We start from the raw sequence: 21074 nt of genomic DNA, 5'->3' as shown, positions 1-21074 counted from the left end.
AATCGACAACGCCTTTTCTCGTTTTAAGGCCTCTGTTTTCACAAAAGTTGAGCCAGAGCACTAAGGCTGAAATTAAACAGCCATTATGGCTTCTAAATCGGTTAGCTGTATCTTTTGTAATAGTTGTTCTTCCAGCATATCCGCCCAGGCATTCATATACAGTATTACGTCTTCACGTATGTTATGTTTTAGGTAGCGCTTATTTAGTGGTAGACGTAGCAGAATTTGCCGGTCATCGAGTTTTTCCAGGTGCTTTAGATCTTCCAGCATTAAACCAGCAGTAATCATCTGATTGATTAGTAAGTCGAGGGGCATTTGACTAGCTGGGCAGTAATCATCAATCTGCTCGTTCCAGTCGCCGTATCGTTGCATAGCATATCTATGGATATCATCCTTGTTTAACGAGGTGAGTTCCTGAGCTAGATTCCCACAATTACAGCCTCCCATGTGTCCCCACTGGTAGGTAGCACCATTTTGTAATTTAAGAGCCGTACGGCGAAGCGCATTGATTAATTCTGGAGTTGGGCGCGCCATAATACTATTTGTTTAGTTTAATGATTCACTTCATACCGAATATACTGGCAAACAGTCTCTTTATCTCTTTTGTTCGTGGTACGTTAACTGAAAAACCCGCTTTTTAGCGGGTTTTTCAGTTAACGTACCAGTTCCATCAAATCTTTATCATTTACCTCTTTGCGAATATCAGCCATGTCGAGGAAACGAGTGTATATGCTATCTAAAGTTGGTTTATCATACCGATAACCAAGCAGCTCTAGCCGATGCTTTAATGCGTGGCGACCGCTACGTGCTGTTAGAACAATTAATGATTTATCGACACCCACATCCAGAGGGTTCATGATCTCGTAATTTTCAGAATGCTTTAAGAAACCGTCTTGGTGAATGCCTGATGAATGAGCAAAAGCATTCCGACCAACAATGGCTTTATTCGCCTGTACGGGCATACGCATCATTTCGGAAACGAGTCGGCTAACAGGATATAAGCGAGTTGAATCGATGTTGGTATGCAGACCAAGTTCTTTTTTTACCTTGATAGCCATCACCACTTCTTCGAGCGACGTATTTCCTGCCCGCTCACCAATGCCATTGATGGTTACTTCAACCTGACGCGCGCCATTCATGACGCCGGCCAGCGTGTTAGCTGTTGCTAAGCCTAAATCATTATGGCAGTGAATTGAGATAGTAGCTTTGTGAACATTCGAAACATGCTCATAGATATAGGCAATTTTTTTGCCGTATTCATCAGGCAAGCAGTAACCGGTCGTATCTGGAATGTTAACAACCGTGGCTCCGGCACCAATAACGGCTTCAGTCAGTTGAGCCAGGAAAGCCAAATCAGCCCGGCCTGCATCTTCGGCGTAAAATTCTACATCCTCTACGTAGGTTTTCGCATGCTTAACGGCGCCAACAGCCTGTTCCAGAATCTTCTCCCTTGTGCTGTTGAATTTATTTCGAATGTGAATATCCGATGAGCCAATACCCGTATGAATACGTCCCCGTTTAGCCCATTTCAGCGCTTCTCCTGCCGCATCGATATCGCCTTTAACTGCGCGACTAAGCGCACAAATAGTTGGTTCTGATACAGCTTTTGAGATTTCGACCACTGAGCGAAAATCGCCGGGACTGGAAATAGGGAAACCAGCTTCAATGATGTCAACTCCGAGTTGTTCTAGCTCTTTAGCTACTATAATTTTTTCTTCAGTGGTCAACTGACAGCCCGGCACTTGTTCACCATCACGTAACGTGGTATCGAAAATATAAACTCGTTGGCTCATGGCACGCTATTATTGAATGAATATCACATTAGCTAATTAAGCAAAAGGCCCTAATCTTTGCAGAAAAGGGCCTTTTTATAGATATATCCTTTTCTCCGTTCTAAAAAACGATAAGGTTTTGCAGTCGGTAGGCTAAGGAAATAGTCATTTTTTAGTTTGCGAAATTTCGCTGCTTGCGTAAATACGCTACAAAAATAGCCGTTTTTAAAACTATTACAAGTACTCCGGCGAATTTTTTACGAATCTACTAAGTTTCTGGATTATGCAGTTAAATACTGTAAGATTTGGTCGCCCATAGCCTGAGTTCCTAAAATCTTCTCTTCAGGCGTATTGGCATCGGCAATATCACGCGTACGGAAACCAGCCTTCAGTACCGCATCAACAGCGTCAATGATAGCCTGGGCTTCTTCTTTAAGGCCAAACGAAATGTCGAGAAGCAGAGCGGCCGACAAAATAGAGGCTAATGGATTGGCGACTCCTTTGCCTGTTATATCGTGAGCTGAACCGTGAATTGGTTCATAAACACCCGTATTGTCGCCTACAGAGGCAGAGGCTAGCATGCCCATTGATCCGGCAATCTGGCTGGCTTCGTCAGTTAGAATATCGCCAAAAAGATTACCTGTTACCACTACATCGAACCGTTTAGGATCTTTGATCAATAACATGGCAGCAGCATCAATAAACTGATGCTCAACTGTTACGTCTGGATAGTCAGGAGCAATAGCTTGTACTACTTCGCGCCAAAGACGGCTGCTTTCCAGTACGTTGGCCTTATCGACCGAGCATAGTTTTTTGCTACGTGTACGAGCCGCTTCGAATGCTTTTCTGACGATACGTTCTACTTCGTATTTACTGTAAATCATCGTATCGTAAGCTGTATTACCCTCATCGATACGTTCCCGCTTGCCGAAATACACGTCGCCAGTCAACTCCCGGAAGAACAGGATGTCGGCTCCCCGCAGAATTTCAGGTTTAATGCTCGACGCATCCAATAATTCATCGAAGAGTTTAATGGGGCGAAGATTGGCGTATAAGCCCAGCTCTTTCCGCATTTTTAATAATCCCTGTTCAGGACGGACTTTCGCCGATGGATCGTTATCGTATTTGGGGTGGCCTACAGCGCCGAACAGTACAGCATCGGCCGACTTCATTTTGGTCAGGGTTTCGTCGGGCAAAGCAGTGCCGGTAGCTTCAATGGCAACGTGGCCAATCAGCGCTTCATCGTAGGTGAACTCATGGCCAAATTTTTGGGCAATTGTTTCAAGAACCTGTTTGCCAACGGTGGTTACTTCGGCGCCGATGCCATCGCCAGGAACTACAAGAATGTGTTTTTTCATGATTGGGAGAGGAAGAGGACTGGGTGAGCAACTAGCTTCGTCAGAACTCTCATTATTCTAAAATATTCAACATTTTCTGGGTTGCCTTGATTGCCGATACCGTTTGGTCAGAATCAAGCCCCCTGGTTTTAAACTCGCGTTTTTTGTGTTTCCAGGTAATAATCGTTTCGCAAAGCGCATCTGTTCTACCACCTGTAGGAATACGCACGGCGTAATCCGTTAGCTCAGGAAGAACCAGTTTTTTCTTGCTGTAGATCTTCTTTAGCGCATTCATAAAAGCGTCGTACTGGCCATCGCCCTGCGCATTTTCTTCAAACTGATCTTCGTCGATACGCACACGTAGCGTAGCAGATGGTTTCAGGTCTTTCGAATGCGTTAAGACGTAATTAAGCACTTCAACCCGCGAGGCAATGGCATTCGTGTTCAGAACATCGGCAATGATGTAAGGAAGATCTTCACGCGTGACTACTTCCTTCTGATCACCAAGCAAAATGACCCGCTGGGTTACTTTTTTGAGATCTTCTTCTGAGAGCTGGATGCCTAATTCGCGAAGATTGTTCTCAATGTTCGCTTTCCCCGACATTTTGCCCAGGGCGTAGCTACGTTGACGGCCAAAACGTTCAGGAAGCAACGTATTAAAATACAGGTTGTTCTTCTTGTCGCCGTCGGCATGGATTCCTGCCGTTTGCGTAAATACGTTATCGCCAACAACCGGTTTATTGTCAGGAATACGTAGCCCGGAGAATGTTTCGACAATCTTACTGACCTGGTAGAGCGACTGTTCAACTACGCCCAGCGTTACATCGGGCATAAAATCACGTAGTACGGCGATAGCACTAGCCATCGGTGCATTACCGGCGCGTTCGCCCAGGCCGTTGACCGTCAGGTGAATACCGTGTGCACCGGCCCGGATGGCTTCCATTACGTTCGCAATACTGAGATCGTAATCGTTATGGGCGTGGAAATCAAAATGCAGGCCAGGGTAGCGGGTTACCAACTGGTCGATAAATGAATACGTATCAGCTGGCGTGAGAACACCGAGTGTATCAGGCAGTAAAACGCGACGAATCGGCTGGGTCTGAAGAAAATCCAGAAACTGAAGCACGTAGTCAGGAGAACTACGCATACCATTACTCCAGTCTTCCAGATACACGTTTACCTGAAGATTAGATGCCTGGGCTTTCTGAATCAGATTCTGAATGTCGGCGAAATGTTCGGCCGGTTTCTTTTTGAGTTGATGGGTAAGATGATTCATCGACCCTTTGGTGAGGAGGTTCATCACCTTGGCGCCTGATGCACGCATCCAATCAAGCGATGCATCGCCATCAACAAACGTCAATACTTCGATTTTGTCGAGCAGGCCAGCATCGGCAGCCCAGCGTGTAATTTGCTGGACGGCTTCCAGTTCGCCAGCCGATACCCGTGCCGAAGCCACTTCAACGCGATCTACTTTAACTTCAGTCAGTAATAACTGGGCTAAAGCCAATTTCTCGGATGCAGAAAACGACACTCCGCTGGTTTGTTCACCATCGCGGAGTGTCGTGTCCATAACTTCAATATAACGAGATTTCATTTTTTTAATGACAGAATGATAGAATGATAGAATGATAGAATGGGCTAGAACAGCCTATCTATTCACTCATTCACTCATTCTATCATTCAAAATTAAAAGGGTCTTGTTTCGGCGAATGATTCGATTTCGTTCTTCATCGAAAGCAGATAATCGATATCGTCATAACCGTTGGTGAGGTTATGCTTTTTGTAGCCATTGATGTTGAAGCTTTCGCTTTCGCCAGTAGCCAGCAACGTAATGGTTTGCTCGGGCAGGTTTACTTCCAGCTCCGTGTTGGGATCCGCATCGATAGCCGCAAAGATTTTATCGGCGAATTCCGGGCTTATCGTAACGGGCAGAATACCAATATTGAGGCAGTTATTTTTAAAAATATCGGCGAAAAAGCTCGATACTACGCAACGAAAACCGTAGTCATAAATGGCCCAGGCTGCGTGCTCACGACTCGAGCCGCTACCAAAGTTTTTTCCGCCTACCAAGATTTTACGGGGCGACCCTTCATCTGAATAGATTGGGTTGTTGAGGACGAAATCGGCTTTAGGTGTATCGTCGTTGTTATAGCGCCAGTCGCGGAAAAGGTTATCGCCAAAACCTTTACGTTCAGTTGCTTTCAGGAATCTGGCTGGAATAATCTGGTCGGTATCGACGTTCTCGATGGGCATCGGAACGGCAGTACTACGTAATACAGTGAATTTATCGTATGCCATGGGAAAAGTTTACAGTTTTTAGTTCAAAGTTTTCAGTAGATGCTAGGCGAAAACTGTAAACTAAATGAATTCTCTTGGGTCAGTTACTACGCCTGTGACAGCCGCTGCGGCTGCTACCAGCGGGCTCGCCAGCAACGTACGGGCGCCTGGACCCTGACGGCCTTCAAAATTACGGTTCGACGTAGACACAGCGTATTTACCTGCCGGAATCTTGTCTTCGTTCATGGCTAAGCAAGCCGAGCAACCGGGCTGACGTAGTTGAAAACCTGCTTCGGTCAGAATGTCGAGAATGCCTTCTTCTTTAATTTGGGCTTCTACGATATGAGAACCAGGAACGAGCCAGGCCGTTACGTTATCGGCCTTTTTACGGCCTTTCACAATAGAGGCAAACGCGCGGAAATCTTCGATACGTCCGTTGGTACAGCTTCCTAGGAAAACGAAATCGATAGGCTTACCGACCATAGACTCGTTTTCGGCAAAGCCCATATACTGCAGCGACTTTTTATAGCTGGCCGCACCATCTTTTACCGTGCCGGCCACCGGAATCTGATGCGTTACGCCTGTTCCCAATCCAGGATTGGTGCCATACGTAATCTGAGGTTCAATATCGGCCGCGTCGTACGTTAAATCAACGTCGAACGTAGCACCTTCGTCGGTTTTGAGCGACTCCCAATATGGAACCAGTTTATCCCACTGCTCACCTTTTGGAGCTAACTCGCGACCTTTCAGGTAATCAAGCGTTGTTTGGTCAGGAGCAATCATACCACCACGAGCACCCATTTCGATACTCATGTTACAGACCGTCATACGGCCTTCCATACTCATATCCTCGAAAACATTGCCTGCGTACTCTACGAAATAACCCGTGGCGCCACTGGCCGAAATCTGCGAAATAATGTATAGAATAACGTCTTTTGGTAGCACCGCTTTTCCTAATGTACCGTTGACCGTAATACGCATTTTCTTTGGCTTGGGCTGCATAATACACTGCGTTGCCAGCACCATCTCTACCTCCGACGTACCGATACCAAAGGCAATAGCGCCGAACGCACCGTGTGTCGATGTGTGAGAGTCGCCACAAACAATGGTCATGCCGGGGAGCGTAATACCATTTTCCGGTCCTACTACGTGTACAATACCGTTTTTAATATGGCCAAGACCCCAGTGAGAAATGCCATACTTGGTAGCGTTACGTTCCAGAGCCGCTAATTGGTTGGCCGACAGGGGGTCAGCAACTGGCAGATGCTGGTTTAAGGTTGGCGTATTGTGGTCGGCAGTGGCAAACGTACGCCCAGAGAACATCACAGGCACTTGACGACCTTCGAGGCCCAGAAACGCAACCGGGCTGGTTACTTCATGAATAAAGTGACGGTCTATAAACAGTACGTCGGGTCCGTCTTCAACATGACGAACAACGTGTGCGTCCCACACTTTATCAAACAGAGTTTTTGCGGTACTCATAGTTGTAGAGGATAACAGTCTCTTTGTTGTTAATTTCTCTGGTGTCGCTATGCCAGAAAAAGTAGGTTACAAAATTGCGGAATGTTCTTGGATTATGAATCTCGTCATTCGTCCAGTAAATAGCGATTTTAGTTCATTCAATTCTTTTGGTTTGAAAACCGTATTGAAGGGGGCAGCCAGCAATGAGCTGACAACAGCGCTAGTTAACGCGAATTATGGCTAATAGCTCATTATGAGTGACGATATCGGACAGAGGGTCTACGGTGTTACGGCTGCTCGTTTGGGGGTAAAACCGTACTGTTGCTTATAGGCTTTGATAAAATGGGATACGCTTTCATAGCCAATTTCCATGCTTACTTCCGATACGTTCTTATCGGTATTTTTTAGCAGGAAATGAGCATGTTTAAGTCGCTTTTGCCGTATCCATTGGCCGGGCGATGTGTGAAAGTGAGCTTCAAAATCACGCTTGAATGCCGATAGGCTCCGGCCCGATAGTCGGGCTAGTTCATTCATCGACAACGGTTTGAGCAAATACGTACTCATCAGATAATCGAGATCGGTTTTCTGCCCTTCGTAGATGTGGAGAAGAATCGATTTTAATTGGCCTTGTGTATCTAGTTCCAGTAAATGCAACAGCAACTCCTGAAACTTAAGACGTAACAGCTCGTTTAAAAACAACGTTCTGGAGCCAAAATAAGGGAGCAACGAGTCTATGAACGTATTGAAGGCTGGCGAAGCGGTAAAGGATAAAATAAGGTCGCCGGGTAACGTATTGGCTACGGACTGAAATAGGGGAAGGTGTTGTCCGACAAATTCTTTCAGTAGCTTTTCGTTGACAAAAAAAACGAGACTTCGATAGTTGTTATCGATAGACTCGTTCATGGAATAACAGCCGCGCTGAAAAAACAGAATGTCGCCCTTACGAACGTGCAGATCCTGCGTAGGAGAACTGAATTTTTTCTCGCCCTCCAGTACGACAATAACGGCGTGTTCTTCGAAGAAAACCTCGTTACGTTCGGGATATACGTCGCTACGGTATGCAACAAACGTCATTTTCGACGCATCGGCGCGTTCAATGCTTAGCGATTGAAACTGATTCGGCTCGATAGACGACGGAACACGTAGCATGACTTATATCAGACTAACAATAGTGGCTCCAGTTGGGAGAGGCTTGCTAAGAGCGTTGTGTATTTGTGGAAGCAATGGTTCTAGAAACTGCATTGAATTGCCCCAGGCATTAGGTACTAGAACTGCTATGGGATACTTGGCAAAATTCTGTTGATGACGTAAGTTTTTATCGAATGTTACCAGAACTTCGAAGCTTTCGGCTAGCATAAGTTTCAGTAATTCACCATTCTTTTTACTCTGCCAGCCCATATCACGAACAGTATATATATATCGTGTGAAGGAAAATGTTGTTTTAACGCTTTAGGCAGATTTTCGTCAAGCAGCAATTTCATAAATCAGTGGCAGTAATTTGTCTGAGCTGAGAGCTTTTCCAGCTAACTCAAGTACAGAAACGGCTTGTTCTCGAGAAACAGAGGGGAAGTCAGCCAGAAAAGTATCCAGTGATATGCCGCTCTCCAAATGCCAGAATAGTGATTCAACAGGCACTCGTGTTCCTGTAAAGACAGGGGTGCCGAACTGGATATCTGGGTCAATTGTGATTGGGTTTTTCATAGCGTGAAGGTATATGTTACACGAATTTACACCAAAAACTGAAACAAGTCTGGCTGATCGTTCAGGTATTCGAACACAATATTCTGGTCCTGCATGCGCTGGATGAGCGGCTCAAAATCTTCTCGGTTTTTTAGCTCGATACCCACTACCGCCGGACCCGTTTCGCGGTTGGTTTTCTTAACGTATTCAAAACGGCTAATATCATCGTTGGGTCCCAGTACGTTCAGGAAGTCGCGGAAAGCGCCAGCCCGTTGTGGAAAACGAATAATGAAATAGTGTTTTAGGCCTTCGTATAAAAGCGACCGTTCTTTGATTTCTTCGGTTCTGGTAATGTCGTTGTTGCCACCGCTAACCAAACACACTACGTTCTTTCCTTTGATTTCATCTTTGAGGAAATCAAGAGCAGCAATCGTCAGTGCTCCGGCCGGTTCGGCGACAATAGCGTCTTCGTTGTACAGCTGTAAAATAGTGGTACAGACTTTGCCTTCGGGGATCAATAAAACGTGATCTAGGTTTTTACGACAGACTTCGAACGTTATATCACCAGGCCGTTTAACGGCCGCGCCGTCCACAAACTTATCGATCTGGTCGAGTGCTACTACGTGTCCTTCGTCAATCGAGACTTTCATTGATGGTGAGCCCAGCGGCTCTACGCCAATCAGTTTGGTTCGGGGGCTCAACTGCTTAAAAACGGTTGATACACCAGCTGCCAACCCACCTCCACCAATGGCCATCAGCAGGTAATCGATCTGAACGTTTGAGTCTCTGAAAATTTCCAGCCCAACCGTTCCCTGGCCTTCCATGACCTGCAAATCATCAAAAGGGTGTACAAACGTACAGTCGTGCGTTTGTACGAACTCCATAGCGGCATAAAAGGCATCGTCATACGTATCGCCAACCAGAACCACCTCTACATATTCCTTACCGAAGAGTTTGACTTGTTTAACCTTCTGATTAGGCGTAGTGGTCGGCATAAATATCGTACCACGTACGGCCATTTTCCGACAGGCGTAAGCCAGACCCTGTGCGTGGTTTCCGGCGCTGGCGCAGACAACCCCGTTCGCCAGGGCTTCGGGCGATAGACTAGCCATCTTATTGTAAGCCCCACGAATTTTGTAGGATCGAACAACCTGTAAATCTTCGCGTTTCAGGAAAATATTGGCTCCATATCGATCTGAAAGGTTCAGATTTTCCTGTAAGGGCGTATGTGTTGCAACGCCCTGAAGTCGCTTGGCTGCTACGTAAATATGATCGAGGGAAGGGGTAACTGCTATGTTTTCGGTATCGGCCACGGCTGACGTAAGAATTTGTACAAAAGTACAAAAAGTCGGCGGGGGGATAGTAAGAGAATTGACAGGGAGAGCCTAGAGTTGAGGCAATTTTAGGCTGAAATACGTACTGCCAGGATATAATCAATAGGCTCAGTTAAACCCGGCTCTAAACTCCAGCGGACTTTGATTGGTTTTGGTCTTAAATAATTTGCTGAATGATTGCGAGTGTTCAAAACCCAGCTCATAGGCAATCTCAGAAACTGACAGGCTTGTGGTAGAGAGCCGTTCTTTGGCTTTCTCGATCAGTTTTTCGTGGATATGTTGCTGGGTAGTCTGGCCAGTAAGCTGCTTCAATAAACTTCCTAAATACTTGCTGGATATATTTAGTGATTCGGCAATATATTGAACAGAAGGCAGGCCTTTTGAGATTAAGTCCTCGTCGTCGAAATAGGTGTTCAGCAGTTGCTCAACCTGGTCGAGTACCTGGTGGTTACTCTTTTTTCTGGTTATAAATTGTCGCTGATAAAAACGCTCAGAATAATTCAACAAAGTCTCGATATGCGAAATGATAATATCCTGACTGAATTTGTCGATGTTGTTCTGATATTCGGTTTTGATATTTTCTACGATTCCATTTATAATAGTTTTCTCCTTGTCAGAGAGGAATAAAGCTTCGTTGACAGCGTAATCAAAAAAATCATATTTTTTGATCGTCTTTGCTAACGAAGTTCCCCATAATAAATCAGGGTGAATCAGTAAAACCCAACCCGAAAGATCATCGTCCGGTTCTGGACCTGCACCACGTAATAGCTGATTGGGGGCTACGAAATACATCATACCTTCATCAAAATCGTAGGTTTGCTGGCCGTAAAACAGTTTGTTCGTAAACCCTTTTTTGAGCGAAATATAGTAGAAGTCAAACAGCGCACTTAATTCGCCTTCGAAGCCGGTCACTTTCAAATCGGCATAATTCAAAATGCTTATTAGTGGGTGTTCAGGGCTGGGTAAACCAAGAAGGCGATGAGCTTCGGTAATGGTTTTTAATCGTATTGGAGTCATACTTAAACAGAGCTTTTAAGAAATGGATACCTTAACCAAATCATCACCAAAGGCATTATCAAAAAGGGGATTTCCATCAGTGCCATTCTAAAGTTTTCGGCTCGAATGGCTAAGGCCATTATGATCAAAATGGATATGGCGTTCAGCAGATTACCAATAAAAAATGTTCTAGGGAAGAGCAGTAATAGGCCAACCAAAATCGTTAATCCCCCAAAAAAAGGAATCATTGCTTCGCTGATACCTAATTGATTCATCACTTTCAACGATTCGGGATTGTTCTTGTAGTTAAACGTGCTCCAGCCGTGGCTGAATGCCAGATATACCGACACCAGCAGTAATACTAGCGAAATAATGCTCTTAGTCATCGTCTGATTGGAAAGAATATATAAATTTATTGGACTCGTTTGAGTTTCATGGTTTTACCAAGTAGCGAAATGCCCACATAGCCGCGAAACTCTACGTTATTTTTACTTATCATTTTTGCTTTCAGACGATACGTATCACCACTGTCGGGGTTATACAACGTTCCACCTGAATAGTCGCCATCGTTATAGATAAGGTTATTAATGTTTACGATATTCAAGCGCGATCTGCTCCGTAAACTTTTATCGGGATTTTTAATGTCTTTTTTGGGCGTTTTGCCATCAGTCTCATACATCGTTGAGGCATATAACAGCTTCCCAAAATAGCTTTCTCCTGATTTATAGATATTGAATTTCAATTTCACCTCTGAATCGGTAGTTTCCCAGATTCCTATGATTTGATCTGCAGGCTGTTGAGCAAATGACGCAGCGGATAGCAGAACAATCGCGCTGATGAACAATAATTTTTTCATTGTCTGGGATTAGCGATTAACGGTGTTTTTTTCTTTGAACTTTACGAAATCCCGATGCCCAAATTTCATGATCAATCCTGGTGCAATTCGACTCATGGCCTTGATTACGTTGATTAAGAATGGCTTAATTTCTAATGTGTCATTTTTAAGCCCATCAACGGCAACACGTACCATTTTATCGACGTCCATCATTTGACTGGGGTTCGGCTGCAGTTTCCACTCGTTCTGAAGGTTCGTGTTGACGCCCGGCGGAATTACTTCAAACACTTTCACATTGGTTGCCTCCAATTGCATACGTAGTGCTAACGTATAGGCACGCACGCCAGCTTTTGTGGCGCTATAAACCGGCGCTGATGAATAAGTCATAAAGGCAATACCGGATGAAACATTGACGATTGCTGCGGATTTCTGCTTTACCAAATGCGGTAAAAACTGGTGGACCATCTGGATGGTGCCAGAGAGATTGGTGTTGATTTCGCGGGTAATATTTTCCAGGTCCATTGATTGGTCCTGCAGATCTATCAACCGCATGGCTCCTGCGTTATTGATAATGATATTCAGTTGGGGAAACTGTTGGGTAACCTCTTTATACAGTTTCTTGATGTCACCTGGATTGCTTACATCGCTCTGGAAGGTGTGTACGTCGGGGAATAGCTTTTGGGTCTTGTTTAGTGCCTCAAGATTACGCCCGGTAATAATAATCGTGGCTCCCTCTTCGGTTAGTTGTTTTACTAGTTCCAAACCGATTCCGCTGGTTCCTCCTGTAATCAGGATGGTACTATTTTTTAAATCCATTGGTTTACTTATCTAAGCTATTGGCTGATCGTTTGATAACACAAAGTTCTGCCTATATGGGTAGACGGATGTAATCAAAAGTCGCAACGTTGTAGCCAAAAAGTAACGTAGTGTAAAAAAGGGAGAGCGCTTACTGGGTAATCGATACGTTCAGTACTTTCTATGAATTGTTGGGGAGGGGATTGGTACGTAGTCAGGCAATAAAATGGTAGTATAGACCTGTCCTGCTGTCAGTAGTATACGATGTTTTAAGACCAGATAGAGTGTATAGAAATGGCTCTTGGGATAAAGCAGCTCACCTCGCCAAAATGCGGGCGCTTTCGCGTGAGGTGAGAAGTAGTTAGCACTGAATATTGCTGTTCTGGTAAGTGCAAAGGTTGAATAAGCGCCTATCTTTCGCCTTTTCGGCAATACTTTATCAGTATGGTGGCTTCCTTTGCCCGTTATTTATCAATTAAAAGACTGCTTATAGTCTGATGGAGACATTTGCGTTTTTATCTTGAATAATTTGCTGAATGACTGCGAATGTTCAAAACCTAATTCGTAGGCAATTTCACTCACGGATAAATCAGTTGTTGATAACTTTTCCTTCGCTTTTTCTATCAGCTTATCATGAATGTGTTGCTGTGTACTTTGCCCAGTCAGTACTTTTAATAAACCACTTAAATAGTTTGGCGATACATTCAATGACTGTGCGATTTCATGTACGGTTGGTAAGCCTTTTTCTTTCAGATAGTTGCTGTCGAAATAGTCTTTCAATAGCTCTTCTAATCGCGTTAATAGCTTATGGTTTGCCATTTTTCTTGTAATAAACTGACGGTGGTAAAACCGATCAGCATAGTTCAGCAGTAGTTCCAAGTGAGCCACAATAACAGGTTGGCTAAACTTATCGATCGTTGAATGATACTCTTGTTCAATATTTCGTAGAACCGATGTAATCGTTATTTCTTCCTTTTCTGATAGATACAACGCTTCTGTTACAGAATAACTAAAATAGTCGTACTGGTTGATTGTGTTTGCTAAAGAAGTGTTCCAGAAAAAGTCAGGGTGGATAAGCAGCAACCAGCCTGTATGGGTTAGTGCCCCTTTACCCTGTATGGAATAGACCTGTCCTGGCGAAAGAAAGAACATGGTTCCTTCATCAAAGTCAGCTTCCTGCTGACCATATTTCATTTTACAATTGATATTTCTTTTGAGGACTATTGCATAAAAATCCTGAACAATATGTTTAGGCTCATCGGCACTGAGGTTAGTTATAGATTCAAAATTTATAACGCTAACCAATGGGTGCTCAGGTTTAGGTAAGCCTCTGAATCGGTGGTATTCGCTAATTGTTTTAAATCTGTGCGGTTTCATGCTTTTTTTACTACAGTTTGTTGTAAGCTAATGCAAAATCATTGGCAAAGTCTTTCATCTTTATTTTGCCATAATTTGTTGGTTTGTGCAAATTGTAATCTTCATACAATAGCCCACTGTTAATCGCAGCATACATCTCAGTTAAACCAGCGGCAATACCAGGGTTCATACCTACTGATACTAATCCATCTTTCATTTGTTCGTCGGTTATTGACAACCATTTTAAGTCAGGATTGCCTATTGCTTTTCCCAAAGTCGCGGCCAACTCATTATAGGTAAGCTCTTCGCTGGCTACGTAGCGAACCTTTCTTCCATCAAACGACGTAGTTATCTCTTCTGCAATCGCACGGGCAATGTCTACTGGTGAAACCCAGGAATTTACAACTTCATTGCCTATGTTAGAAGCAATAAACCCGTTAATCTTTGCAGAATGAACTTGTGGTAATAAGTTGTAGTAAAACTCAGTTGGGCGTATGTGCGTAATGGAGACATCAGACGGTAACTCGTTTAGCAGATTCTCTACGTAATGAGCGCCCTTAAGAATACCGTTTCCTTGACTCAAATGCCCGCCAATCGTGCTAAGGTTAATTACCCGTTTTACGGCCGATTGTTTAATGGCTTCCACGTAATTTCGGCCAAGTCTCAGATAATAAGCTGTCAAATCAAGGGTATGGTCAAAATAGTTTGCTGGTGGAATCATGCAATATACTACGTCTGCATTGGTGAATGAGGAGGTAATAAAGTCCACATTCTCTAACGAGCCGATTGCCGGAATAGCCCCGATAGCCGTAATCTCTTCTTGTTTTTCGGGGTTGCTACTTATAACTGTAACGGAGTGACCTTCTTTTACTAAATGTTGGGTAAGTGGCTTACTGATGTGCCCTAACGAACCTGTGATCGTAATGTTCATTTTTCTATCTTTTTCTTTTGCTGAGTTGCTCTGCAAAAGTCTGCATGGATAGAGAGAGGTTCGTAGCCAAATCTGCGGTTGTTGTAGTCAAATATAAGGTCGGCTATTTTAATCGCTGATAGTTGGAGCTGTTGGTATTGTTAACGGTTTCCTATCTGATTAGGCATAAAGGGGAATAAAAACAGAGAAAACTGAACTTCGTACAAAACGTCAACGCTTTATAGCTTTTGCAAAAACTTATCAATTCGTCTTTTATTCTCTTGTTGTAATAAGGAGGGATATAAATTCATTACGATGTTTACCAGCATAATGATTAGGCCAAACAGGAAATTATGATTATAGAATTTCACTACTGCAAAAATACTTACAAAGATAAATCCGATTAGATGATCTATTTCAGAAATTGTCATTTCTTCTCGAAGTTTATACAAATCTGATTTTTCAGCCTTTCTATTTAGTTTTAATTTTTGATTGAAAAATTTTAAGAAAGTGTTTTTTATAATCCACTTAAAACCAGCTAATCCAATAGCTTTGTTTAACCGTTCACTTTTTATGAAATTAAGGCTTGATAAAGTAGCTTTATAGAATTCTGTTTTCCGTAAAAAAGCATTTATTGTCATCCCGACCATGAATGAAATAAAGCCGATAGAAATACTGAATGATACGTATTGAAAGACCATTGATTGCGTGTTTCTAGCGTTAAATAAGGTTAATATTGTTGGGTGAATAAGTTTGTAAAGTCTACCAGATCACTCAACCATCATCTTTGACAAAGTTCTAAACTTTGTCAAAGATCAACCCTGAAATTGTTTACGGGTTAATTCACGGCTCAATAAAGATTTAGTTCTAATCCTGGTTTCAAATTTAACTTTAGTGCTAAAATTATTGCGGCCGGTTTTCGGCTTTACGTGTAGAAGGGGTTCAATATACAAAAGCCAATAACTGTTTGAGTCACCTGAGAATAAAAAGGGTCGCTGAGAATTCAGCGACCCTTTTTATTCTAAATACGTTTATTTTAGCTACGCTCTGGACGTAACGAACGTACAGCAGCACCAGCCTGCCACATTTCAGAATCACGCAGTTCAGCTAGTTCAACTTCCAGTTTCTCACGGTAATCTGGCTGCGAGTTACGGGTAATGCTGATTTCGGCCTGCTCCTGGGTTTTAACCGAGTTGTACAACTGCTCGAAAACAGGCTTGGTAGCATCGCGGAAAGGCTTCCACCAATCCAGCGCACCCCGCTGAGCGGTAGTTGAACAGTTGGCATACATCCAGTCCATACCGTTTTCAGCAACAAGTGGCATCAGCGATTGGGTCAGCTCTTCAACCGTTTCGTTGAAGGCTTCCGATGGGCTATGGCCGTTGGCACGTAACACTTCGTACTGAGCGGCAAAAATACCCTGAATAGCGCCCATCAGCGTACCGCGTTCACCGGTTAGGTCAGACGTTACTTCTTTGTAGAAATCGGTTTCGAACAGATAGCCCGAACCTACGCCGATACCCATCGCAATCGCTTTGGTACGTGCGTTGCCCGATGCATCCTGATAAACAGCAAATGACGAGTTCAGGCCTTTACCTTCTACGAATAACCGACGTAGCGACGTACCTGACCCTTTCGGTGCAACCAGGAATACGTCAACATCAGCTGGTGGAACAATGCCGGTTTTCTCTTTATACGTAACGCCAAAACCGTGCGAGAAATACAGTGATTTGCCAGGCTTAAGAGCGGCTTTTACCGTTGGCCACAGTTCAATCTGAGCGGCATCAGAAAGCAGGAAGCAAATGATCGTACCTTTTTCCAGCGCTTCTTCGATCTCGAACAGCGTTTCGCCTGGAACCCAGCCGTCGGCAACGGCTTTGTCATAGGTTTTTCCTTTACGTTGTCCAACAATGACGTTGAAACCATTGTCGCGCATGTTGAGCGACTGACCTGGGCCTTGTACGCCATAGCCGATTACGGCGATGGTTTCATTGGCTAGTACTTCACGCGCTTTTTCGAGCGGGAACTCTTCCCGCGTTACCACTTGCTCCTCTACTCCTCCGAAATTAATCGTTGCCATGTTTAATTGGTTTTGGTACTCTCGTATTATGGGGGTTAAACACTATTACAAATAATAAGCCCATTCGGCCTCTGGTAAATATTCGACCAGTCCCTTCTCGGTTTTGCCTACGGCTACGCGTCCAGAACGTACAAATTCCAGAATCTCGTACTGCTTGAGGTAAGCAAAAAACTCGAAAATTTCTTTGTCGTCGCCCGTTTTTTCGATCACTACGTAGTCGAGGCCCCAGTAAACAACCCAGGCTTTGTACTGCTTGTTGATTGTTTCAATATCGAGCGGTTTGCTGCCTAACTGCGTAGAAATCTTGAAAAGAGCGATTTCGTTATACACAATATCATCGTTGAGATAGCCAAATACGGCCATCACTTCCACAATCTTACGAATCTGCCGAACCAGCTTTTCTACTTCTTCGCGCGATTCGTGTTTGATCACGATTGTGAAGCGGGAAACGCCCTTCCGTTCGGTTTCCGATACGGTAAGACTCTCAATATTGATACGTCGACGGGTAAAAATAATCGTGATGCGGTTCAGCAGTCCGATTGTATTTTCCGTGAATATGCAAATGGTGTATGTTGTCATATTTCGTGGTGTCGGGCTCCCAAACCCGATACGATTTTAAGGGTGTCGAGTGTAAACCCGACACGCCGTTATTTCAATCTGATCTGCGAAACACTGGTGCCTGCCGGGACCATCGGAAATACGTTCTCCTCTTTCTCAACAATGACTTCCAGTAGGAATGGGCCGTCGTGATTAAGCATCGTGTCGATGGCATCGGCCAGACTTTCTCGGACGTCGCAGGTTAAGCCAGACATACCAAAGCCTTTAGCAATCGTAATGAAGTCGGGGTTCTGGAGTTCGACAAATGAATACCGGCGCTGATGAAATAATTGTTGCCACTGCCGTACCATGCCCAGGAAGTTGTTGTTCAGGATGATGGCCTTGACCGGTTGTTTATTCTGAACGATTGTTCCCAATTCCTGCAGTGTCATCTGGAAACAGCCATCGCCAATTACGGCTACGACCTGCCGATCTGGAGCGCCTACCTGAGCACCAAAAGCGGCTGGCAAAGCAAATCCCATTGTACCCATACCGCCCGACGTAACCAGACTGTTAGGGCGACGGAACTGGTAGTAGCGCGAAGCCATCATCTGGTGTTGCCCAACGTCGGTGACCAGAATAGCTTCTCCGTTTGTTTTCTTCGATACCAGATCGATCACTTCTGCCATTCTGATTTTGCCTTCTGGTGTTGTCAGCGCAGGCACCGTAATGGCTTCGTTTTCGATGGCGTCGTACTTCCGGAACTCATTCCGCCAAACGGTATGATCATTGGGCTCAACGAGTGGGAGCAGCGCTTTCAACACTTCTTTGGCATCGCCAACAACGGGGGCATCGGCACGAATGATTTTGTCAATTTCGGCGGGGTCAATCTCTATATGAATAACTTTCGCCTGCTTGATGAACTTGCTGGCATCGCCCGTTACGCGGTCATCGAACCGCATACCAATGGCAATAATTACGTCTGCCTGATCGGTCATTACGTTTGGTCCGTAATTACCATGCATACCCAACCAGCCAACATACAGGGGGTGATCGGTAGAAATTGTCGACTGCCCTAGCAACGTAGTGGCAACAGGAATCCCTGTTTTCTCGACAAAGGCCAGCATTTCGGCTTCCGCTTTGGCAATCTGAACGCCGTGCCCGGCCAGGATGTACGGCTTTTTAGCGTTATTGATTAACTGTGCTGCAGTTTCGACCTGTTCGTGTTTAGGCACCAGACGAGGCCGATAACTAATAACACTCTGACAACGCTCATAAACGAACGGCTTGGTCATCAGCTCCTGCTGCGCGCTTTTCGTAATATCGATCAGGACAGGTCCCGGACGGCCTGATTGCGCGATGTAGAACGCTTTCGAAATGACGTCCGCTACTTCATCGGCATTGGTGATCTGATAGTTCCATTTGGTAATTGGCATCGTAACACCCATTACGTCAGCTTCCTGAAAAGCGTCGGTGCCCAGTAATTTTTTGGCTACCTGTCCCACAACACACACCATAGGTGTAGAGTCGATCAGGGCATCGGCAATTGCCGTGACGAGGTTAGTTGCGCCGGGACCTGACGTAACGAGACATACGCCTGCCCGACCCGTTACGCGAGCGTAACCTTCGGCGGCATGGCCAGCGCCCTGCTCGTGTCGGACCAGAATGTGATTGATTCGGTCCTGAAAGTCATAAAGCGCATCGTAGACCGGCATAATAGCTCCGCCGGGATAGCCAAAAATGGTATCTACGCCCTCGGCGACAAGAGACATCATGAGAGCCTCTGAGCCCGAGATGAGTTTCGGGACCGTGGTAGATGCTGCTGGCGCCGGAGCTGCCTCAGGCGTTTCCAGAATGGTGCTGGCGATTGCTTCCATGATAATACTTGATGTTTTAAGGTCGTATTCCGTTTGTTGTTGCGTTACGTTAATCTTCGTCCGTTACACAGCCTTCGCTGGCTGATTTTACGTTACGTATGTATTTGCCCAGTACGCCTTTCGTAAAGCGTGGTGCTGGCTGCTTCCATTCGCTCTTGCGATAAGCCAATTCTTCGTCGGACACGTGTAAGGTTAGCTCGCGACCGATAGCGTCGATGGTGATTTTGTCGCCGTCCTTAACCAGGGCAATAGGCCCACCTTCGTAGGCTTCGGGCGTTACGTGTCCGACCACAAAACCATGGGTTCCACCGGAAAAGCGCCCGTCCGTAATTAGGGCTACTTTATCGCCTAATCCGGCTCCCATAATAGCGGAAGTGGGTTTCAGCATTTCGCTCATACCGGGGCCACCTTTAGGGCCAGCGTTACGTATAACGAGCACCTGACCGGCCAGTATTTCTCCTCTCGACAATGAATTGATTATTTCGCCCTCATCCTCGAATACTTTCGCAACGCCTTCAAAACGCTCGCCTTCTTTACCCGTAATCTTAGCTACAGAACCGGTAGGAGAAAGGTTTCCACGAAGGATCTGGATATGACCCGTTTTCTTGATGGGTTGGCTAGTCGGAAAAATGATCTTCTGGCTATCAAAATCGAGATCAGGTGCTTCGGCCAGATTTTCGGCTACCGTTTTGCCCGTTACGGTAAGGCAATCGCCATGAATCATACCCTGCTCGTAGAGGTATTTCATCACGGCCGGAACGCCACCAATAGCCAGCATATCTTCCATGTAGTATTTACCACTAGGCTTAAGGTCAGCCAATAGCGGCACGCGATCGCTTATGGCCTGAATTTCGTCGAGGGTTAACTGAATGCCTGCTGAACGGGCAATAGCCAGATAATGCAGAACCGCATTGGTCGACCCGCCAAGTGCCATCACAACGGTGAAAGCATTTTCGAGCGATTGGCGGCTGATAATGTCTTTGGGCGTAATGTTACGTTCCAGAAGCAGACGCATGGCCGCACCAATTTTTTTACATTCTTCCTGTTTCCCTTCGTGTGTGGCCGGATAGCTACTGCTGAAAGGAAGACTTAGTCCCATAGCTTCGATGCTACTGGCCATTGTGTTGGCTGTATACATGCCTCCGCAGGCACCAGCACCAGGAATGGCATTTTTAATAACGCCTTCGTAGTCTTCATCGGAAATATTTCCGGCGTAACGTTTTCCAAGCGCTTCAAAGGCGGATACAATATCCAGTTTCTGACCTTTATAGTGGCCGGAGCGAATGGTACCACCGTAGACCATGATGCTTGGACGTTCGAGACGCGCCATCGCCATCAGGGCTCCGGGCATATTTTTATCGCAACCCACTACCGTTACGAGACCATCATACCATTGGGCCGAAACCACTGACTCAATCGAGTCGGCAATTAAATCGCGGCTAGGTAATGAGTAACGCATACCATCGTTACCGTTAGTCATACCATCCGATACACCGATTGTATTAAAAATCAAACCGACCAGACCATTGGCCTGAATTCCCTGCTTTACGTATACTGACAGGCCGTTCAGGTGCATGTTACACGTGTTGCCCTCGTAACCCGTGCTGGCGATGCCAATCTGGGGTTTCTGCATGTCGTCTTCAGTTAGTCCTACCCCGTAAAGCATAGCTTTGGCGGCCGGATTACTGATTTCCTGAGTTAACGTACGGCTAAAACGGTTCAATTCGGTGACTTGCGATTCGGTGATCATCTTAACAGTTAGCGAAATTTCGCTGATAGTGTAATAACGCCGTAAATAAAAATGAAGTTTTTCGGAAAGGCAAGAAA

20 protein-coding genes are annotated in these 21074 nt (G+C 45.1%); all 20 read right to left on the bottom strand.

Annotated elements, in window-relative coordinates:
- Positions 1 to 72: 72 nt before the first annotated feature.
- Complete coding sequence (locus tag GK108_RS27150; protein WP_163954733.1) at positions 73 to 534, bottom strand: hypothetical protein; 462 nt, start codon at positions 532 to 534, stop codon at positions 73 to 75.
- A gap of 119 nt (positions 535 to 653) precedes the next feature.
- Positions 654 to 1793, bottom strand: coding sequence for a 2-isopropylmalate synthase (locus GK108_RS27145; protein WP_163954732.1), 1140 nt, complete (start codon positions 1791 to 1793; stop codon positions 654 to 656).
- A 260-nt stretch (positions 1794 to 2053) separates the two neighbouring features.
- On the bottom strand, positions 2054 to 3130 hold the full coding sequence (gene leuB / locus GK108_RS27140; RefSeq protein ID WP_163954731.1) for a 3-isopropylmalate dehydrogenase: 1077 nt from the start codon (positions 3128 to 3130) through the stop codon (positions 2054 to 2056).
- A 52-nt stretch (positions 3131 to 3182) separates the two neighbouring features.
- A complete protein-coding gene (locus tag GK108_RS27135) occupies positions 3183 to 4703 on the bottom strand; it encodes an alpha-isopropylmalate synthase regulatory domain-containing protein (protein ID WP_163954730.1) in 1521 nt (506 codons plus the stop codon).
- A gap of 92 nt (positions 4704 to 4795) precedes the next feature.
- The gene (gene leuD, locus GK108_RS27130; protein WP_163954729.1) at positions 4796 to 5407 is read right to left on the bottom strand and encodes a 3-isopropylmalate dehydratase small subunit; all 612 of its coding nucleotides are present in this window, start codon (positions 5405 to 5407) and stop codon (positions 4796 to 4798) included.
- A 60-nt stretch (positions 5408 to 5467) separates the two neighbouring features.
- Positions 5468 to 6868, bottom strand: coding sequence for a 3-isopropylmalate dehydratase large subunit (gene leuC, locus GK108_RS27125; RefSeq protein ID WP_163954728.1), 1401 nt, complete (start codon positions 6866 to 6868; stop codon positions 5468 to 5470).
- A gap of 258 nt (positions 6869 to 7126) precedes the next feature.
- Positions 7127 to 7996, bottom strand: coding sequence for a helix-turn-helix transcriptional regulator (locus GK108_RS27120; RefSeq protein WP_163954727.1), 870 nt, complete (start codon positions 7994 to 7996; stop codon positions 7127 to 7129).
- 315 nt (positions 7997 to 8311) lie between these two features.
- Positions 8312 to 8548, bottom strand: a complete 237-nt coding sequence (locus tag GK108_RS27115; protein ID WP_163954726.1) for a DUF433 domain-containing protein — start codon at positions 8546 to 8548, stop codon at positions 8312 to 8314.
- 26 nt (positions 8549 to 8574) lie between these two features.
- Complete coding sequence (ilvA, locus tag GK108_RS27110; RefSeq protein WP_163954725.1) at positions 8575 to 9840, bottom strand: threonine ammonia-lyase; 1266 nt, start codon at positions 9838 to 9840, stop codon at positions 8575 to 8577.
- A 129-nt stretch (positions 9841 to 9969) separates the two neighbouring features.
- Positions 9970 to 10878 (bottom strand): helix-turn-helix domain-containing protein, encoded by a 909-nt coding sequence (locus tag GK108_RS27105; RefSeq protein WP_163954724.1) that lies wholly within the window; start codon positions 10876 to 10878, stop codon positions 9970 to 9972.
- A 2-nt stretch (positions 10879 to 10880) separates the two neighbouring features.
- The gene (locus GK108_RS27100) at positions 10881 to 11243 is read right to left on the bottom strand and encodes a hypothetical protein (protein ID WP_163954723.1); all 363 of its coding nucleotides are present in this window, start codon (positions 11241 to 11243) and stop codon (positions 10881 to 10883) included.
- A 26-nt stretch (positions 11244 to 11269) separates the two neighbouring features.
- Positions 11270 to 11713, bottom strand: coding sequence for a DUF2147 domain-containing protein (locus GK108_RS27095; RefSeq protein ID WP_163954722.1), 444 nt, complete (start codon positions 11711 to 11713; stop codon positions 11270 to 11272).
- A gap of 9 nt (positions 11714 to 11722) precedes the next feature.
- A complete protein-coding gene (locus GK108_RS27090; protein ID WP_163954721.1) occupies positions 11723 to 12508 on the bottom strand; it encodes an SDR family oxidoreductase in 786 nt (261 codons plus the stop codon).
- A gap of 450 nt (positions 12509 to 12958) precedes the next feature.
- The gene (locus GK108_RS27085; RefSeq protein WP_163954720.1) at positions 12959 to 13864 is read right to left on the bottom strand and encodes a helix-turn-helix domain-containing protein; all 906 of its coding nucleotides are present in this window, start codon (positions 13862 to 13864) and stop codon (positions 12959 to 12961) included.
- 10 nt (positions 13865 to 13874) lie between these two features.
- A complete protein-coding gene (locus GK108_RS27080) occupies positions 13875 to 14810 on the bottom strand; it encodes an NAD(P)H-binding protein (protein WP_246225198.1) in 936 nt (311 codons plus the stop codon).
- A gap of 182 nt (positions 14811 to 14992) precedes the next feature.
- Positions 14993 to 15454: a glycosyl-4,4'-diaponeurosporenoate acyltransferase CrtO family protein gene (locus tag GK108_RS27075; RefSeq protein ID WP_163954719.1), complete on the bottom strand. Its 462-nt coding sequence runs from the start codon at positions 15452 to 15454 to the stop codon at positions 14993 to 14995.
- 335 nt (positions 15455 to 15789) lie between these two features.
- Entirely contained in the window at positions 15790 to 16833 is a 1044-nt protein-coding gene (gene ilvC, locus GK108_RS27070) for a ketol-acid reductoisomerase (protein ID WP_163954718.1), read from the bottom strand.
- A gap of 45 nt (positions 16834 to 16878) precedes the next feature.
- A complete protein-coding gene (gene ilvN, locus GK108_RS27065) occupies positions 16879 to 17412 on the bottom strand; it encodes an acetolactate synthase small subunit (RefSeq protein WP_163954717.1) in 534 nt (177 codons plus the stop codon).
- 68 nt (positions 17413 to 17480) lie between these two features.
- On the bottom strand, positions 17481 to 19247 hold the full coding sequence (ilvB, locus tag GK108_RS27060) for a biosynthetic-type acetolactate synthase large subunit (protein ID WP_163954716.1): 1767 nt from the start codon (positions 19245 to 19247) through the stop codon (positions 17481 to 17483).
- A gap of 49 nt (positions 19248 to 19296) precedes the next feature.
- Complete coding sequence (ilvD, locus tag GK108_RS27055; protein WP_163954715.1) at positions 19297 to 20997, bottom strand: dihydroxy-acid dehydratase; 1701 nt, start codon at positions 20995 to 20997, stop codon at positions 19297 to 19299.
- Between the last annotated feature and the right edge of the window lie 77 nt (positions 20998 to 21074).

It is taken from the genome of Spirosoma terrae (genome assembly GCF_010435915.1).
GTDB lineage: Bacteria > Bacteroidota > Bacteroidia > Cytophagales > Spirosomataceae > Spirosoma > Spirosoma terrae.
This window is presented reverse-complemented; position numbering and strand designations above follow the sequence as displayed.

Bases quoted from the DNA above. Each gene is read 5' to 3' on its own strand.
- GK108_RS27150 (WP_163954733.1), bottom strand. From the start codon at position 534: ATGGCGCGCCCAACTCCAGAATTAATCAATGCGCTTCGCCGTACGGCT.
- GK108_RS27145 (WP_163954732.1), bottom strand. From the start codon at position 1,793: ATGAGCCAACGAGTTTATATTTTCGATACCACGTTACGTGATGGTGAA.
- leuB (WP_163954731.1), bottom strand. From the start codon at position 3,130: ATGAAAAAACACATTCTTGTAGTTCCTGGCGATGGCATCGGCGCCGAA.
- GK108_RS27135 (WP_163954730.1), bottom strand. From the start codon at position 4,703: ATGAAATCTCGTTATATTGAAGTTATGGACACGACACTCCGCGATGGT.
- leuD (WP_163954729.1), bottom strand. From the start codon at position 5,407: ATGGCATACGATAAATTCACTGTATTACGTAGTACTGCCGTTCCGATG.
- leuC (WP_163954728.1), bottom strand. From the start codon at position 6,868: ATGAGTACCGCAAAAACTCTGTTTGATAAAGTGTGGGACGCACACGTT.
- GK108_RS27120 (WP_163954727.1), bottom strand. From the start codon at position 7,996: ATGCTACGTGTTCCGTCGTCTATCGAGCCGAATCAGTTTCAATCGCTA.
- GK108_RS27115 (WP_163954726.1), bottom strand. From the start codon at position 8,548: ATGAAAAACCCAATCACAATTGACCCAGATATCCAGTTCGGCACCCCT.
- GK108_RS27105 (WP_163954724.1), bottom strand. From the start codon at position 10,878: ATGACTCCAATACGATTAAAAACCATTACCGAAGCTCATCGCCTTCTT.
- GK108_RS27100 (WP_163954723.1), bottom strand. From the start codon at position 11,243: ATGACTAAGAGCATTATTTCGCTAGTATTACTGCTGGTGTCGGTATAT.
- GK108_RS27095 (WP_163954722.1), bottom strand. From the start codon at position 11,713: ATGAAAAAATTATTGTTCATCAGCGCGATTGTTCTGCTATCCGCTGCG.
- GK108_RS27090 (WP_163954721.1), bottom strand. From the start codon at position 12,508: ATGGATTTAAAAAATAGTACCATCCTGATTACAGGAGGAACCAGCGGA.
- GK108_RS27085 (WP_163954720.1), bottom strand. From the start codon at position 13,864: ATGAAACCGCACAGATTTAAAACAATTAGCGAATACCACCGATTCAGA.
- GK108_RS27075 (WP_163954719.1), bottom strand. From the start codon at position 15,454: ATGGTCTTTCAATACGTATCATTCAGTATTTCTATCGGCTTTATTTCA.
- ilvC (WP_163954718.1), bottom strand. From the start codon at position 16,833: ATGGCAACGATTAATTTCGGAGGAGTAGAGGAGCAAGTGGTAACGCGG.
- ilvN (WP_163954717.1), bottom strand. From the start codon at position 17,412: ATGACAACATACACCATTTGCATATTCACGGAAAATACAATCGGACTG.
- ilvB (WP_163954716.1), bottom strand. From the start codon at position 19,247: ATGGAAGCAATCGCCAGCACCATTCTGGAAACGCCTGAGGCAGCTCCG.
- ilvD (WP_163954715.1), bottom strand. From the start codon at position 20,997: ATGATCACCGAATCGCAAGTCACCGAATTGAACCGTTTTAGCCGTACG.